General features: G+C 57.3%; 11 protein-coding genes. 8 read left to right on the top strand and 3 right to left on the bottom strand.

Annotated elements, in window-relative coordinates:
- Window positions 1-138 precede the first annotated feature (138 nt).
- The 8 genes from aceE (at window position 139) to M2Q46_RS04185 (ending at window position 12,188) form a co-directional block, all read left to right on the top strand.
- The gene (aceE, locus tag M2Q46_RS04220; RefSeq protein WP_251197194.1) at window positions 139-2,847 is read left to right on the top strand and encodes a pyruvate dehydrogenase (acetyl-transferring), homodimeric type; all 2,709 of its coding nucleotides are present in this window, start codon (window positions 139-141) and stop codon (window positions 2,845-2,847) included.
- A gap of 11 nt (window positions 2,848-2,858) precedes the next feature.
- The gene (gene aceF, locus M2Q46_RS04215) at window positions 2,859-4,559 is read left to right on the top strand and encodes a dihydrolipoyllysine-residue acetyltransferase (protein WP_115633737.1); all 1,701 of its coding nucleotides are present in this window, start codon (window positions 2,859-2,861) and stop codon (window positions 4,557-4,559) included.
- A 9-nt stretch (window positions 4,560-4,568) separates the two neighbouring features.
- Window positions 4,569-6,347: a dihydrolipoyl dehydrogenase gene (gene lpdA, locus M2Q46_RS04210; protein ID WP_251196538.1), complete on the top strand. Its 1,779-nt coding sequence runs from the start codon at window positions 4,569-4,571 to the stop codon at window positions 6,345-6,347.
- Window positions 6,348-6,439: 92 nt separating this feature from the next.
- Window positions 6,440-7,831: a bifunctional tetrahydrofolate synthase/dihydrofolate synthase gene (gene folC, locus M2Q46_RS04205; protein ID WP_088450091.1), complete on the top strand. Its 1,392-nt coding sequence runs from the start codon at window positions 6,440-6,442 to the stop codon at window positions 7,829-7,831.
- A 38-nt stretch (window positions 7,832-7,869) separates the two neighbouring features.
- Entirely contained in the window at window positions 7,870-8,715 is an 846-nt protein-coding gene (locus tag M2Q46_RS04200; protein WP_035271734.1) for an SPOR domain-containing protein, read from the top strand.
- A complete protein-coding gene (locus M2Q46_RS04195; RefSeq protein ID WP_009457028.1) occupies window positions 8,712-9,200 on the top strand; it encodes a CvpA family protein in 489 nt (162 codons plus the stop codon). Before M2Q46_RS04200 ends, M2Q46_RS04195 begins: the two co-directional genes overlap by 4 nt.
- Window positions 9,201-9,223: 23 nt before the next feature.
- Window positions 9,224-10,708 (top strand): amidophosphoribosyltransferase, encoded by a 1,485-nt coding sequence (gene purF, locus M2Q46_RS04190; protein WP_009457026.1) that lies wholly within the window; start codon window positions 9,224-9,226, stop codon window positions 10,706-10,708.
- Window positions 10,709-10,970: 262 nt separating this feature from the next.
- Window positions 10,971-12,188 carry a serine hydrolase gene (locus M2Q46_RS04185; RefSeq protein ID WP_302356828.1) on the top strand — a complete coding sequence of 406 codons (1,218 nt, stop codon included), beginning with the start codon at window positions 10,971-10,973 and terminating at the stop codon, window positions 12,186-12,188.
- A 66-nt stretch (window positions 12,189-12,254) separates the two neighbouring features.
- Here M2Q46_RS04185 and M2Q46_RS04180 read toward each other — a convergent pair whose 3' ends face one another.
- Genes M2Q46_RS04180 through M2Q46_RS04170 form a run of 3 tightly spaced genes read right to left on the bottom strand, consistent with a single transcriptional unit; the run spans window position 12,255 to window position 16,052 of the window.
- The gene (locus tag M2Q46_RS04180; RefSeq protein WP_021446550.1) at window positions 12,255-12,755 is read right to left on the bottom strand and encodes a disulfide bond formation protein B; all 501 of its coding nucleotides are present in this window, start codon (window positions 12,753-12,755) and stop codon (window positions 12,255-12,257) included.
- Window positions 12,756-12,759: 4 nt separating this feature from the next.
- Window positions 12,760-13,473: a MarC family protein gene (locus tag M2Q46_RS04175; protein ID WP_035271732.1), complete on the bottom strand. Its 714-nt coding sequence runs from the start codon at window positions 13,471-13,473 to the stop codon at window positions 12,760-12,762.
- Window positions 13,473-16,052, bottom strand: a complete 2,580-nt coding sequence (locus tag M2Q46_RS04170) for a [protein-PII] uridylyltransferase (protein WP_251196540.1) — start codon at window positions 16,050-16,052, stop codon at window positions 13,473-13,475. Before M2Q46_RS04170 ends, M2Q46_RS04175 begins: the two co-directional genes overlap by 1 nt.
- Window positions 16,053-16,054: the final 2 nt, after the last annotated feature.

Here is a 16,054-nt window from a genome sequence, read left to right as displayed (position 1 = left end):
GTTTGGTGCAGGCGTACCCCGCCTTGAACGCTCACAGTCCGCAAAACCCGCTTCGGTCAGGATCGCTTTACTTCTTATTAGATGGGCGGCTCAGCGTCGAGCAAGACCGGACTACTACCACATATATGGAGACACTATATGTCCTCAACCCAAGACAATAGTTCGGCTCAGGTCAGTCAAGACCAAGCCCTAGAAACAAAAGAGTGGCTTGACGCCCTGGAAGCGGTGGTGGACCGTGAAGGCCCGGCCCGTGCTCATGATCTGATCGAAAAGCTGATCGATCTGGCCCGTCGCTCCGGTGCTCACATCCCGTTCTCGCCCAACACGGCTTACGAGAACACGATTCCTCCCGGTCTGGAACCTGCCCACCCTGGCAATCTGATGCTCGAAGAGCGTATCCGTTCCTACATTCGCTGGAACGCCATGGCCATGGTGGTGCGCGCCAACCGCGAAACCCCTCCTGATGGCGGTGGTCTGGGCGGTCACATTGCCTCCTTTGCTTCGCTGGCCACCATGATTGGCTGCGGTCAGAACCACTTCTGGCACGCTGAAACCGAAGATCACGGCGGCGACATGGTGTTTTTCCAAGGTCACTCCTCGCCCGGTATTTACGCCCGCGCCTTTATGGAAGGCCGTATCTCCGAAGATCAACTGAATAACTTCCGTCAGGAAGTTGATGGCAAAGGCCTGCCATCCTACCCGCATCCCAAGTTGATGCCCGAATTCTGGCAGTTCCCCACCGTATCCATGGGTCTGGGCCCATTGATGGCGATCTACCAGGCTCGTTTCCTGAAGTACCTGCATGCCCGTGGCATTGCTGATACCAGCGGCCGTAAAGTCTGGGTATTCCTGGGCGACGGCGAGATGGACGAACCCGAATCCCTGGGCGCCATCGGTCTGGCTGCACGTGAAAAACTGGACAACCTGATTTTCATCGTGAACTGTAACTTGCAGCGTCTGGACGGTCCTGTGCGCGGTAACGGCAAAATCATCCAGGAACTGGAAGGTACCTTCCGTGGTGCAGGCTGGAACGTGCTGAAACTGATCTGGGGCGGTTACTGGGATCCATTGTTGGCCCGTGACAAGGAAGGCATCCTGCGCAAGGTCATGGAAGAAACCGTGGACGGCGAATACCAGGCCTACAAGGCCAACGACGGTGCCTACGTTCGCGAGCACTTCTTTGGCAAGCACCCCAAGCTGCTGGAAATGGTCAGCCGCATGAGCGACGAGGACATCTGGCGTCTGAACCGTGGCGGTCACGATCCTCACAAGGTGTACGCTGCGTTTGACGCTGCCACCAAGCACGAAGGTCAGCCTACCGTTATTCTGGCCAAGACCATCAAGGGCTACGGCATGGGCCACGTGGGCCAGGCCAAGAACCCATCGCACCAACAAAAGAGCCTGGATCTGGACGCCGTGCGCGAATTCCGCGACCGTTTCAACATCCCGGTTCCTGATGACAAACTGGAAGAGCTGCCTTACTTCAAGCCAGCTGATGACTCTCCAGAAATGCAATACCTGCACGCCCGCCGTCAGGCATTGGGCGGCTACTTGCCCAAGCGTCGCACCAAGGCCGATGAACAGCTGACCGTGCCGACTCTGGACGCATTCAAGCCCATGCTGGAAGCCACTGCCGAAGGCCGTGAGATTTCCACGACGCAAGCGTTTGTGCGCTTTTTCAACACCTTGCTGCGTGACAAACAAGTCGGTCCTCGTGCCGTACCTATCCTGGCAGACGAATCCCGTACCTTTGGTATGGAAGGTCTGTTCCGTCAGATCGGTATTTACGCACCGGAAGGCCAGAAGTACACCCCGGTTGATAAAGACCAGGTCATGTACTACCGCGAAACGGCCAATGGTCAGTTGTTGCAGGAAGGTATTAACGAACAGGGTGCTTTCAGCTCCTGGATTGCGGCGGCCACGTCGTACTCCAACAGCAACCGCATCATGATTCCGTTCTTCATTTACTACTCCATGTTCGGCTTCCAGCGCTTTGGCGATCTGGCCTGGGCAGCGGGTGACATGAAAGCACGCGGTTTCGTGCTGGGCGGCACAGCCGGTCGCACCACCTTGAACGGTGAGGGTTTGCAGCACGAAGATGGCCACAGCCATATTCAGTCCTCGCTGATTCCTAACTGCGTATCCTACGACCCCACCTTCGCTCACGAAGTGGCTGTCATCATGCAGCATGGTTTGAAGCGCATGGTTCAGGACCAGGAAGACGTGTACTACTACGTCACCCTGATGAACGAGAACTACGCTCAGCCCGGTCTGGTCGAAGGCGACGAAGACGGCATCCTGCGCGGTATGTACAAGTTCAAATCCGTGGCCAAGGACAGCAAGCTGCGCGTTCAGTTGATGGGTTCGGGCACGATTTTGCGCGAAGTGATCGCAGCACAAGAATTGCTGGAAAAAGACTGGGGCATTGGCTCCGACGTTTGGAGCGTGACCAGCTTTACCGAACTGCGTCGTGATGGTCTGGATTGCGAACGCGCTGCGCTGTTGAATCCTGAAGGCAAGGATCTGCCCGTGCCTTACGTGACGACTCAACTGGCTAAAACGGACGGTCCTATCGTGGTCTCCACCGACTACGTCAAGGCCTTTGGCGACCAGATTCGTCCGTTCGTGCCTAAGGGCCGCACCTTCAAAGTGCTGGGCACCGATGGTTTTGGCCGCTCCGACTACCGCTTCAAGCTGCGCGAGCACTTTGAGGTTGATCGTCACTTCGTGGTGCTGGCTGCTCTGCGCGCGCTGGCTGAAGACGGCAAGATTCCGTTCAGCAAAGCGTCCGAGGCGATTGCCAAATACGGCATCAATCCTTCCAAGGCCAACCCGCAGCACGCATAAGGGACTGAACCATGAGCAATATCATTCAAGTCAAAATCCCGGATATCGGTGCTGACGACGCTGTCGAAGTGATCGAAATCCTGGTCAAGGAAGGCGAGACCATTGAGGTCGAGCAAAGTCTGATTACTGTGGAGTCCGACAAGGCCTCCATGGAAATCCCCTCGTCCGATGCTGGCGTGGTCAAGTCGATCAAGGTCAAGCTGGGCGACAAGGTTAAGGAAGGCAGTCTGGTTCTGGAACTGGAAGCCGCCGAAGGCGCGCAGGCCGCGCCTGCCGCTGAGCCTGCCAAGGCCGAAGCTGCTCCCGCTCCTAAAGCTGAAGCTGCGCCCGCAGCGGCTCCTGCCGCCGCCGCGGCAGCCCCGGCCGGTGGTGAACAGCAAGTTACCGTCCAAGTGCCTGACATTGGCGACGCCCGCGATGTGGACGTTATCGAAATCATGGTGCAAGTGGGTGACACCATCGAAGTGGACCAAAGCCTGATCACCGTGGAATCGGACAAGGCTTCCATGGAAGTGCCGTCTTCCCACGCCGGTGTGGTGACGGCCATCAAAGTGAAACTGGGTGACAAGGTCAGCCAGGGTAGTGACATTCTGGAACTGACAGTGCAAGGAGCTGCTGCAGCCCCTGCACCCGCCAAGGCCGAGGCCGCTCCCGCCCCTAAAGCCGAACCTGCTCCTGCAGCAGCGGCCGCTCCTGCTGCCAGCTCCTCGGTGGTGGTCGGTGCTGGTGCGCCGGCTCCAGAGCGTGTTTCGCCCACTGCCGCTTTTGCGGAAACCGAAGGCTCCTTGCGCAATCTGCCGCATGCCTCGCCTAGCGTACGCAAGTTCGCTCGCGAGCTGGGTGTGGATCTGACCAAGGTTCATGGCTCGGGCGATAAAGGCCGTATTACGGCTGACGACGTGCGTGGCTTTGTGAAGCAGGTCATGGCGGGCGGCGCTGCTCCGGTTATTGCTGCCGGTACCGCTGCTCAAGTGGGTGGTCTGGATGTGTTGGCCTGGCCCAAGGTCGATTTTGCCAAGTTTGGCCCAGTCGAAACTCAGGCTCTGTCGCGCATCAAGAAGATTTCGGGTGCCAACCTGCATCGCAACTGGGTCATGATTCCTCATGTCACCAATAACGATGTGGCTGACATCACCTCTCTGGAAGCCCTGCGTAAAGAGCTGAACGAGGAATACAAGAAGTCCGGCGCTCGCGTCACCATGCTGGCTTTCGTCATCAAGGCTGCCGTGGCTGCCCTGAAGAAATTCCCCGAGTTCAACGCTTCGCTGGACGGCGACAATCTGGTGCTCAAGCAGTACTACCACATTGGTTTTGCAGCTGACACGCCTAACGGTCTGGTTGTGCCGGTTATCCGTGATGCCGACAAGAAAGGCATTCTGGACATCGCTCGCGAAACGGGCGAACTGGCTGCCGCTGCCCGTGATGGCAAGCTGAGTGCCGCTCAGATGCAAGGCGGTTGCTTCACCATTTCCTCGCTGGGCGGTATTGGCGGTACGGACTTCACACCCATTATCAATGCGCCAGAAGTGGCCATTCTGGGTCTGTCGCGTTCCTCCATGCAGCCAGTCTGGAATGGCAAGGAATTCGAGCCACGTCTGATGCTGCCTCTGTCCCTGTCCTACGACCACCGCGTTATCGATGGTGCCGCCGCCGCCCGTTTCAATGCCTTCCTGGCAACGATGCTGGCCGACTTCCGTCGCATCGCACTGTAAGGAGTTGTCATGAGTCTGATTGATCTGACGGTCCCGGATATCGGCGACTCCGGTGAAGTAGATGTCATCGAAGTGCTGGTGCAAGTCGGCGATACGGTCGAGGTCGAGCAAAGCCTGATCACCGTGGAGTCCGACAAGGCCTCCATGGAAATCCCTGCCGCTCAGGCAGGGGTGATCAAGGAGTTGCTGGTCAAAGTGGGTGACAAAGTCTCCCAGGGTTCGGCCATTGCCAAGATTGAAGCGTCGGAGAGCCAAGCCGCTCCCGCTGCAGCACCCGCTAAACAAGAAGAAGCGCCTAAAGCAGCGGCGGCTCCGGCCGCTGCCGCTCCGGCTGCGGCACCTGCTCCGCAGGCGGCCAGCCATCAGGGCGGCGCGGATGATTCCGTGGATGTGGTCGTTCTGGGCGCGGGCCCAGGCGGTTACAACGCGGCCTTCCGTGCGGCTGACCTGGGCCTGAAAGTGGCTCTGGTCGAGCGCTACAGCACCTTGGGTGGCGTGTGTTTGAACGTGGGTTGTATTCCGTCCAAGGCCTTGCTGCATACCGTAGCGGTCTACGAGGAAGCCAAGTCCCTGGCAACACACGGCATCAAGTTCGGTGAAGCGCAAATCGATATCGACGCGCTGCGCGATTACAAGAACAAGGTGATCGGCAAGTTGACCGGTGGCCTGGCTGGTATGGCCAAGGGCCGCAAGGTGCAGGTTGTGGTCGGTAACGGCCAATTCCTGGACCCCAACCACATCGAAGTGACCGCCAACGACGGCACCAAGAAAGTGATCAAGTTCGGCTCGGCCATTATTGCGGCCGGTAGCCAGTCGGTAAAACTGCCATTCCTGCCTGACGATCCACGCGTGGTGGACTCCACCGGCGCGCTGGAACTGAAGTCTGTGCCCAAGCGCATGCTGATCGTGGGTGGTGGCATCATCGGTCTGGAAATGGGTACGGTGTACTCGGCTCTGGGTGCACGCCTGGACGTGGTGGAAATGCAGACCGGCCTGATGCCGGGCGCAGATCGCGACGTGGTCAAGGTGTGGGAGAAGATGAACAAGCACCGCTTTGATTACATGATGCTGGAAACCAGCACTGTGGCCGCCGAAGCGCGCGAAGATGGCATCTGGGTGACTTTCGAAGGCAAGAATGCTCCGGCCGAGCCGCAGCGTTACGACCTGGTTCTGCAAGCCGTGGGCCGTTCGCCCAATGGCAAGAAGATCGGTGCCGAGAAGGCCGGTGTGCAGGTGACAGATCGTGGCTTCATCCCGGTTGACAAGCAGCAGCGTACCAACGTGCCGCACATCTATGCGATTGGCGACATCGTGGGTCAGCCCATGCTGGCACATAAGGCCGAGCACGAAGCGCACGTGGCTGCTGAAGTCATCGCTGGCGAGAAGTCTTTCTTTGATGCCCGCGTGATTCCTTCGGTGGCTTACACCGATCCGGAAATCGCCTGGGTGGGTCTGACAGAAGATCAGGCCAAGAAAGACGGTATCAAGGTCGAGAAGGGCGTGTTCCCCTGGGCTGCATCTGGTCGCGCGATTGCGAACAACCGTGATGAAGGCTTTACCAAGGTTCTGTTCGATGCTGAAACCCACCGTATCGTGGGTGGCGGTATCGTCGGTACCAATGCGGGCGAGCTGATTGGTGAACTGGTTCTGGCTATCGAAATGGGTGTGGACCCGGTCGATCTGGCTAAATCCATCCACCCACACCCCACCTTGTGCGAGTCGGTCAGCAAGGCTGCTGCCGTCGCAGAAGGGACGTGCACGGACTTGCCTCCAACGCGTCGCAAGTAATACCAGTATTCGCTTGATAGTTAAGGCGTATTGGATCACGGCAGGTGCTATCATCAGCGCCTGCCGTTTTTATTTTGTAATTGGTGTTGTCCATGACTCATCCTGTTCTGAAAGCCGACTCCTCGCTGAGTGACTGGCTGTCCTATCTGGAAACTTTGCATCCTTCGGCCATTGATCTGGGCCTGGGCCGGATTCGCGAGGTTGCCCAACGTCTGAACATCAAACTGGATTCTGTCGTCATTACGGTGGGGGGCACCAACGGCAAAGGCTCGACCTGCGCCATGCTGGAAGCGATTTTGCTGGCCGCCGCGTACAAGGTAGGCGTGTACGCCTCTCCGCATCTGGTGCGCTATAACGAACGCATTCGCTTGAATGGCGAGATGGCCGAAGATGCGCAGATCACGGCGCAATTTGCCCGTATCAACGAAGCTCGTGGCGATCTGACGCTGACTTATTTTGAATTTTCCACGCTGGCTGCCTTGTTGCTGTTCCAGGAGCAGCGTGTTGATGTCGCGGTGCTGGAAGTGGGCCTGGGTGGTCGCCTCGATGCCGTCAACATCATTGATGCGGACTGTTCCATCATTACCAGCATTGATATCGACCATGCTGAGTACCTGGGCAATACCCGTGAACAGGTGGCCTGGGAGAAAGCCCATATTTTCCGTGCCGATCGTCCTGCGATCTGTGCCGATCCCGTGCCGCCACAGACCATGCTGGATTACGCCCAGGAAATTGGTGCCCAATTGTGGCTGTTTGGCAAAGATTTCAACTATTCCGGCGACCGTCAGCAATGGGCTTACGGTGGCCGCAATCAGCGCCGCGCTGCCCTGGCTTACCCGGCCTTGCGTGGAGCGAATCAGCTGCTGAATGCTTCTGCGGCATTAGCTGCGCTGGAGTCGCTGCACCCACGTTTGGCTGTGCCTGCGCAAGCTGTACGTGCCGGCTTGCTGCGTGCTCACATGCCGGGCCGCTTCCAGATTCAACCTGGCCAGCCTTGTGTGATTTTTGACGTGGCCCACAATCCCCATGCGGCGGCTGCCTTGGCGCAGAACCTGGACAATATGCCGCCTTACCCCAAGACGATTGCCGTCGTGGGTATGTACAAGGACAAGGATGTGGACGGCGTGATCGCCCGTATGGCTACCCGTATCGACCACTGGATGTGTGCCAGTCTGGAAGGTCCACGCAGCATGTCGGGTGAAGAATTGGCCAATCATGTACGCGCGGTTCTGGCCAGTGGTCAGACGCCTGATGATGTGTTGGCGCCCGAGGCCGAATCCGGCTCGCATCGCCCAGGTGTTCGGCCGGTTGCCCGCGCTTCGGTCAGTAAAGCGTCAGCGGTCGTATCCAGTTACAACAGTCCTCAGCTCGCTTACGAGGCGGCGTTAAAAGAGGCCAGTGACAATGATAGAATTGTCGTGTTTGGCTCGTTTGCGACAGTAGGACCAATACTTGAAGCCGCAAACGACCGTTCATCTTCCTGAATATCAGTAAGACTGCTTATTTCATAGGTCTAGGGCTCATGGGTTTATTTTCACGTAACGATACTTCCTCATCGTCGGGTCGCCGCGGCAGTGCTTCCAGCGATTCACAATTATCGGAACTGCGTGGACGGGCTCGCCGCCGTCTGATCGGTGCGCTGGCTCTGGTTCTGGCCGTCGTCGTGCTGGTGCCCATGCTGACCGCCGACAAGACCCCACCTGAGCCCGAGCAGTCTTTGGCCCTGGGTCCCATCGGTCAGACAACGGGGCAGGGCACAGTGCAGACTCGTCCCGGCGAGCTGGTGGTGCAAGAAGGCACGCCTGCTCCTGTCATCGAACAACCTGACGAGCCGCTGGTCACTGATCCTTCCACCAGTACTGACGGTGGTCTGGCCGTGGTCAATCCCGGTCTGGAAACCGATCCTGCTCCTGTCACGACACCTAGCACTCCCGCTGCGCCGCCGCCTGTGACCACACGTCCAGAGACGCCCAAGCCGGTTGAGAAGCCCAAGCCAGTCGAAAAACCCAAGCCAAGCCCAGCGCCTGCACAAAATGGCCGTACCGATGACGGCTCCTACGCGCTGGCCCTGCTGGAAGGCCGTGTCCCGAGTAAACCAGCCCCTGCTGCTGCCGCTAAACCGGCTACGCAACAAGGCAACTTCATTTTGCAGATTGTCGCCTATTCCAACCAGAACGATGCCCAGTCGCGTCGTGATCAGCTGGTATCGGCCGGTGTGACCAATGCCTATGTAGAGACGGCACAAAGCGGTGGCAAGCCAACCTATCGTTTGCGTGTGGGCCCATTCCCCACTCGTGAAGCGGCACAGGCAGCCCAGGCCCGCTTGCGCTCGCTCGGTTACGAGAACAGTTTTATCTCGGCTAAGTGAGCAGCTTCGACTATATCGTCCTTGGAATTGTGGGTGTGTCAGGCCTTCTGGGCCTGATACGCGGATTGATCAAGGAAGTTCTTTCGCTCAGCGCCTATTTGCTGGCCTTCATGGCCGCAATCTGGTGGGGGCCACGCACATCAGGCTGGATACAAGTCTGGGTAGAAAACGGCTTATTACGTACGGCTTTGGCCTACGGAGCCGTTTTTTTTATGGTCTTGCTACTGGTGGGCCTGTTGAACATGCTGTTGGCCAGCTTGATCGAGCAAACGGGTTTGACGCCCGCCGATCATGGCTTGGGCGGCCTGTTCGGGCTGGCTCGCGGGGTGCTGCTGGTGCTGATTCTGGTCATCCTGGCCGGGCATACCGATTTACCTAAGGAACCGTGGTGGGAGCAGGCCAAGCTGGCCGAGCCTGCGATCCGCGCGGTGCAGTCGATTAAGGCCATGCTGCCGCCGTCTCTGGCAGAATGGCTGCCTTATTGAGAACACACTAACGGGAACCAATCATGTGTGGAGTTGTAGGGGTTGTTGCGCGCAGCCCTGTAAATCAGTTGATCTATGACAGTTTGCTCTTGCTGCAGCACCGCGGGCAGGATGCTGCGGGGCTGGCGACCTGGCACGACCAGTTCTTCAGCATGCACAAGGCATTTGGCCTGGTGCGGGACGTATTCCGTACCCGTAACATGCGCTCCTTGCCGGGCAATAGCGGTATTGGCCACGTGCGTTACCCCACGGCAGGCTCCAGCCAGAGCGTGGAGGAGGCGCAGCCGTTTTACGTCAACGCCCCCTTTGGTCTGAGCTTTGTGCACAACGGCAATCTGACCAATTGGCGTGAGCTGCGTGAAGAACTGTTCACCATTGATCGTCGCCACATCAACACCAACTCGGATTCCGAGGTTCTGCTGAATGTGTATGCCCACGAGCTGCAACGCGCTGCCACGGGTCCTGAGTTGACTCAGGACGAAGTGTTTGAAGCCGTCGCTGCTGTGCACCGCCGTGCGCGTGGGGCTTATGCGGTAGTCTCGCAAATCGCCAATTTTGGTCTGGTAGCTTTCCGTGATCCGAACGGGATTCGTCCTTTGTGCCTGGGTCGTAATGTGACGCCCAAGGGTGAAGAATGGATGATTGCTTCCGAGTCCGTTGCCTTGACCGGTTGCGGCTTCGAGCTGGTCCGCGACGTTGAGCCCGGCGAGGCCATCATTGTGGATCTGGACGGTAATCTCAGCAGCCGCCAGTGCGCCGAGAACCCGCGCCTGAATCCCTGTGTCTTTGAGTACGTGTACTTCGCCCGCCCCGATTCCACCGTTGATGGTGTGTCGGTTTACGACGCCCGTTTGCTAATGGGTGAGTACTTGGCCGAGAACGTCGCCAAGAACCTGCGTCTGGCCGATATCGATGTGGTCATGCCTATCCCTGACTCGGCCCGTCCTTCGGCCATGCAGTTGGCAGCACACTTGAACCTGAACTACCGCGAAGGCTTCATCAAGAACCGCTACGTGGGCCGCACCTTTATCATGCCCGGTCAGGAAGTGCGCAAGAAGTCGGTGCGTCAGAAACTGAGTGCTATTCCCATGGAATTCCGTGGCAAGAACGTGCTGCTGGTGGATGACTCTATCGTGCGTGGCACAACGAGCCGCCAGATTGTGGATATGGCCCGTGCCGCGGGTGCAAACAAGGTGTTCTTTGCTTCGGCAGCACCACCGGTCCGCTTTCCGAACGTGTACGGCATCGACATGCCTACGGTTTCCGAGCTGATCGCCACAGGTCGTGATGTGGATCAGGTTGCCAAGGAAATTGGTGTGGACGGTCTGGTTTATCAGGACCTGCACGATCTGGAACAATCCCTGCGTGACTTGAACCCACGCTTTGCCGGCTTTGAGTCCTCCTGCTTTAGCGGCGAGTACGTTACGGGGGATGTGGACGAGGCTTATCTGAATCTGTTGGCAGAAGGCCGCAAGAATGGTCGTGAAGTGCCTGACGTAACGGACTGATAGCTTGATCTTGTGCCCGATTGGAAAAACCCGCTTTTATAGCGGGTTTTTTTTGAATTTATGATTGCAGGGTGGTTTTGGATATTTTATTTTCAGGCTTTAATTATTAGTCTCTTATATAAATTAAACCTATTATTTTTTAATTTTTGATGATTTTATAATCTACGGATTAATTTCATATTATTTAATAATCAGCTTATATTTTTCTTTGTTTCTTTCGATAAATCATGCGCCTTGGTGCGCATTCTATCTGGAATCAAAGATGAAAAACCCAAGCAAAGATATGGAATCTGATCAGGTATTAACTGATCCTGATCCCACAGAGCAGATTCCTGTCAGTATTCAATCTGGTATCGACTTTCCTGCCTTGCATCATTTGCTGGAGCAGGCCCTGGAGCAAAACCGGGTGATGGGTGCCGTAGTACTGGTCGCTTACCAAGGTGAACTGATATTTCGTTTTAGTGGTGGCTGGGCGAATAAGGAGCGGGCCCAAGCCATGCATGAAGATACGGTCTTCAGTTTGGGGTCCTTGAGCAAGACAATCAGTTCCTGGCTGGCCTTGCGTTTGATTGAGCGGGGACTGCTTTCTTTGAAAGATAGAATCACGCGCTATCTTCCCCATTTCGGCCCCAGTTTTAATTCTATTTGCCCGCCTATTTCCATTCATCAATTGCTGACTCACACATCGGGGCTTAGTTATCGTTTTATTGATGGTGAGGAGAGTGCCTACGCTCAGGCTCAGGTCAGTGATGGGCTGGATGATCCAGAACTGAGCTGGCAAGAGAATTTTCGACGTATTTGCTCCGTACCACTACGTTTTGCACCGGGTACAGGCTGGCGTTACTCCTTGGGAGTGGATGTAGTGGGGCAGGCTTTGCAAATTGCTTCGGGACGGGGCTTGTCGGAGTTACTGGAGGACAGCATTAGTCGTCCCTTGGGCTTGAGACATTGTTCCTTTTACAAGCGCGATGATTTTCAGATGGCTGTGCCATATCGAAATCATGAGGCTTGCTTGACGCGGGTGGATGGTGCGTTGGATCTGGGTATCGGCGTGCTGCGGTTTGATGAGCAGAGCCTGTCACAGCGCTCCAGGCCGATCTATGCGGGGGCATCCATGCTTGGGTCCGGGGCAGATTTGATGCGCATACTTCTGGCTTTGCGAAATGGAAGTTTGCTTTCCAAGCCGTATTGCGAAGCGCTGTTTACCGATCATGTGCCATATTCTGCCAAATGCATGTGGCCAAATTGGGGCTATACCTACGGGGCCGCCATTTCACGACAGCTGCCTGAGCGGACCATGCCGATGTCTGCTGGAAGCTTGCAATGGGTCGGTGCATTCGGGCAGAAGTGGATGTTTGATCGACAGCAGGACCTCATCATTGTCAGCATGACCAATACCGCTCCAGAGGGCCTGTTTGGTGCATTTCCGGATCACGTTCGTGACGCTGTTTATACCGATTTGGGTTTGATGCCTGATTGAGCAGGGTGGAACAAAAAAGCCCTGCTGGAAGGCAGGGCTTTATGGCTGTAGTGGCTGTCCAGGCGCTTAGGCCCCTCGTCGCTTGAACAGCGTCAGCAACAAACCCAGGCCCAGGATCACAAATAGCGCCAGGCTCCAGTAAGCGTATTCAATCCCCAGCAAAGGTTGGCGTGCATCCATGCAGGAGGCATAAATACCAAATAGCCAAGGCAAGCCGCTTTCCAGGCCGGACTGGGTAATGAAGCGATCAGCGAAGGTCTGGTCGCAGCTGAACAGGTGCTGCGCGACCGATACCTGGTACCAGGCAGCCAGAATGCCACCTACAGAGGTAGCCAGACCCAGCAAGCTGGCGACAGTAGAACTGCGCTGATGCCCCAGTTGGCGCAAGACACCAGCAACCAGGCTGAACACGCCCAACACAATGAAAATCAGGCGTTGCAGGACGCACCAGGCGCAAGGCGGGATGCTGAATACATGCTGGGAAAGCAGTGCAATGCCTACGCCGGAAAAGGCGAGCAGGGCGATCAGATAGTAGGGTGCAGCGGACTGGCGGGAGGATGCGGCCATGGTATCAAGAGGAACTTAAAGAATGAAAGGTAGATGCTTCGTGCAGCAAACCCAGGAAAAGTTCATGGAAACCGGCCCAGGTAATCTGCACGCCCAGGCATAAGAGAATAAAGGCGGACAGGCGCATCACGACAGCCGTGCCATTTTTACCCAGTTTGTACAGGAATTGCGATGCAAAACGTAAGGCCAGAAACACGATAAAACTGGCCGCAGCAATAGCAGGCAGCGCGCCAGCCAGCTTGCTCATGGTGCCGGTGACCGAGTTGTCATGCAAGGTCGCCCCTACCGTCAGTGCCGCAGACAAGGAGCCGGGGCCGCAGAGCATGGGAAAGGTCAGGGGGTAGAAGGCTTTGGAGCGGATCTGTTCCCAGGAGTAGGACTCGGCCATGTTCTGCGCATGGGCAGCGTCAAAGTCCGAGGCGTTGATCAGGCGCCAGGCTGTGGCAATCACCAGCAGGCCCCCGCCAATTCGGATGATGGGCAGGGAAATGCCAAAGAAATTCAGCACGATATTGCCCGCGACCATGGCAATGGCCAGCATGATGAAAATATTGATGGCAACTTTCTTGGCCAGCCGAGCGCGATCAGGCACGCTGGCGCCTTCGGTGAGGGTCAGAAAGATGGGAGCGGCCGCAGGCGGGTTCAGCATGGGCAAGAGTGTTGCCAACGCAAACAGGAAGCTGCGGCTGACATCAGCAAAGACAGAGGAGAGTTCCATTAAGACGGGGTGGCTTGTTGAGAGAGGGCTAAACGTACATCGCGCTCCAGGCGCAATTGATTACGGTTCTGTTCCAGTGCGGCACCGCTCAGGATGAAGACGTCTTCCACGCGATCGCCCAGGGTCATGACTTTGGCCGAGCGCAGTCGCACGTCGTGGTGCTCGAATACTTGGGCGAGACTGTACAACAAACCGCGCCGGTCTGTAGCACTTAGTGTCAAAATCCAGTCCTGCCCTTGCTCTTCCTGACGCAGATCCACGGTGGGCTGAATGGGAAAGACTCGAGCCCGGCGGGAGCGGATGTCGCGGTAGTGGTCGTGCGGAGGCTCGCTAGGGAGCAGGTCTTGCTGGAGTGCCTGGCATAACTCGGTTTCGATCAGCAAAGGGTCGCGCCGCAGGGCGTGGTCGTAGGCGGGCAGCATGACGATGAAACTGTCCAGCGCCCAGCCGTGGCGAGTCGTGTAAATGCGAGCGTCCTGAATGCTGACGGCCTGGCTATCAAAGTAGCGGCAGATACGTAAGAACAGGCCGCTGGCGTCCTGGGTGTAGACCAGCACCTGCAGGGCGTCGGTTTGGCCGGCAGGGCGTATGCGTACGATGGGTGTCAGGCTGTGGGACTGGTGGTAGAGCTGGATGGTATGCCAGGCGATTTCGCTAGCGTCGTGGCGCAGGAAATAGGGCTTGTCCAGCCATTGCCAGAAGTCCTCGCGGGCTTCATCCAGTAGACCAGCCAGACGAATTTCGCCAGCGGCGTCACGCTTGCGTTGATCCAGTACGGACACGCCATCCTTGGCCTGCCGTCCTAAAGCTGCCAGTGACAGCTTGTACAGGTCTTCCAGCAGCTTGCCTTTCCAGGAGTTCCATACCGTTGGGCTGGTGGCCCGAATGTCGGCGACAGTCAGCAGGTACAGGGCAGTCAGGCGGCGTTCCGTACCTACGGTTTGCAGGAACTGGAAAATGACATTCGGGTCGCTCAAATCGCGTTTCTGAGCCACTTGCGACATGGTCAGGTGCTCGCGCACCAAAAACACCACCAGCTCTGCGTCCACCGGCATCAAGCCGTGATCCTGGCAAAATGCCAAGGCGTCCTGCGCACCCAGCTCGGAGTGATTGCCGCCACGTCCTTTGGCAATGTCGTGAAAGAGGGCGGCGATATACAGCAGCCAGTGGCGATCAAAACCGCTCATCAGCTGATTGGCCATGGACAGCTCTTCGCTGTGTTCGGCCATGGTGAAGCGGCGTAGGTTGCGTATAACCTTTAGCGTGTGCTCGTCCACGGTGTAGGCGTGGAACAGGTCGTGCTGCATTTGTCCGACGACGCGTCGAAATACCGGCAAATAGCGCGGCAGCAGGTTCAGCAGATTCATCAGCCGCAAGGTATGCACGATGCCTTTGTTCTGCTGCAGGATTTCCAGAAACAGACGTCGATTCCGGGGCTCGGCCCGGAACTTGGCATCGATCAGGCGGCGGGCGTGCCAGAGGGCTCGCAAGGTATCGGCTTTCAGACCACGCAGATTGGGCTGTTGCTGCAAATGCAGCATGGCCACAAAAATCAAAGAGGGGTCTTGCTCGAAGCCATCAGGCTGACGCAGTTCCAGCTGTCCATGATGAATCTGGAAGTGGCTGTCCAGAATCAGCGGTTCCTGATCGGTTTGCGGGAACAGGTGCTCCTCGATGCTGCGCATCAGGATCAGATTGAGCTGGCTGACAATCTTGGCGGCCCAGTAGTAACGCTGCATCAGCAGTTCACTGGCGCGTCGGGTGGCCGTGGGTTGAAAACCGTAAATGTCAGCCAGACGTGGTTGCAGGTCAAACAGCAGTCTGTCTTCGGCGCGGCCGGTCAGTAGATGAAGCTCAATACGCAGACGCTTGAAGGCTTCTTCCACGCGTTGCAGAGCTTTCAGCTCGGATTCCGTCAGTAGTTCGGATTGCGCGACATCCACCCAGCTGCGTCCCAAACCGGCTGCCCGTGCCATCCAGAGCAGCACCTGCAGGTCGCGCAAGGCGCCAGGAGACTCTTTGCAATTGGGTTCCAGGGAGTAGGGGGTGTCTTGCAGATGCGCATGACGCTGCTGCTGTTCGGCCTGTTTGGCCAGGAAGAAAGCCTGCGGGTCCATCTGGCTTTGCAGTTGCTGTTGGGCGTGGCGTAGCAGCAATCGGGAACCCGCCAGCCAGCGGCTTTCCAGCAAGGCGGTTTCGGTGGTGATGTCCTGGCTGGCTTGTTCCAGGCATTGGGCGGGCGTGGCCACATTATGGCTGGGAGCCAGACCTATATCCCACAAGGCGGCGACCAGTGCCTGAATCCGGTCTATATCCTCTGCATTGGGCTCGCGCTGCAACAGGATCAGCAAGTCCACATCCGAATGCGGATACAGCTCCCCGCGACCATACCCCCCCAAGGCCGCCAGGCTGGCTTGGCGGGGCAGGGGGTAACGGACCAGAAGTTCACGCAGACCTTGGTCGCAAATCTGGCACAGGCTTTTGAGCAGGCGATCGCAATGCAGGTCTTGCCTGAAGCGCTCGTAGGCCCTAGCCCGGCGGCAAGCAATTCTGTCGCGAAGCTGGGCCAGGAAAGACATGG

Source organism: Alcaligenes sp. YSL9, assembly GCF_030515105.1.
Taxonomy (GTDB): Bacteria; Pseudomonadota; Gammaproteobacteria; order Burkholderiales; family Burkholderiaceae_B; genus Alcaligenes; species Alcaligenes phenolicus.
The sequence above is the reverse complement of the archived record's forward strand: the minus strand, read 5'-3'. Positions and strand labels throughout refer to the sequence as shown.

What these genes read in the sequence shown, in the direction of transcription:
- folC (WP_088450091.1), top strand. Translation starts at nt 6,440, where the DNA reads ATGACTCATCCTGTTCTGAAAGCCGACTCCTCGCTGAGTGACTGGCTG.
- M2Q46_RS04175 (WP_035271732.1), bottom strand. Translation starts at nt 13,473, where the DNA reads ATGGAACTCTCCTCTGTCTTTGCTGATGTCAGCCGCAGCTTCCTGTTT.
- aceE (WP_251197194.1), top strand. Translation starts at nt 139, where the DNA reads ATGTCCTCAACCCAAGACAATAGTTCGGCTCAGGTCAGTCAAGACCAA.
- lpdA (WP_251196538.1), top strand. Translation starts at nt 4,569, where the DNA reads ATGAGTCTGATTGATCTGACGGTCCCGGATATCGGCGACTCCGGTGAA.
- M2Q46_RS04200 (WP_035271734.1), top strand. Translation starts at nt 7,870, where the DNA reads ATGGGTTTATTTTCACGTAACGATACTTCCTCATCGTCGGGTCGCCGC.
- M2Q46_RS04170 (WP_251196540.1), bottom strand. Translation starts at nt 16,052, where the DNA reads ATGTCTTTCCTGGCCCAGCTTCGCGACAGAATTGCTTGCCGCCGGGCT.
- M2Q46_RS04180 (WP_021446550.1), bottom strand. Translation starts at nt 12,755, where the DNA reads ATGGCCGCATCCTCCCGCCAGTCCGCTGCACCCTACTATCTGATCGCC.
- M2Q46_RS04185 (WP_302356828.1), top strand. Translation starts at nt 10,971, where the DNA reads ATGAAAAACCCAAGCAAAGATATGGAATCTGATCAGGTATTAACTGAT.
- aceF (WP_115633737.1), top strand. Translation starts at nt 2,859, where the DNA reads ATGAGCAATATCATTCAAGTCAAAATCCCGGATATCGGTGCTGACGAC.
- purF (WP_009457026.1), top strand. Translation starts at nt 9,224, where the DNA reads ATGTGTGGAGTTGTAGGGGTTGTTGCGCGCAGCCCTGTAAATCAGTTG.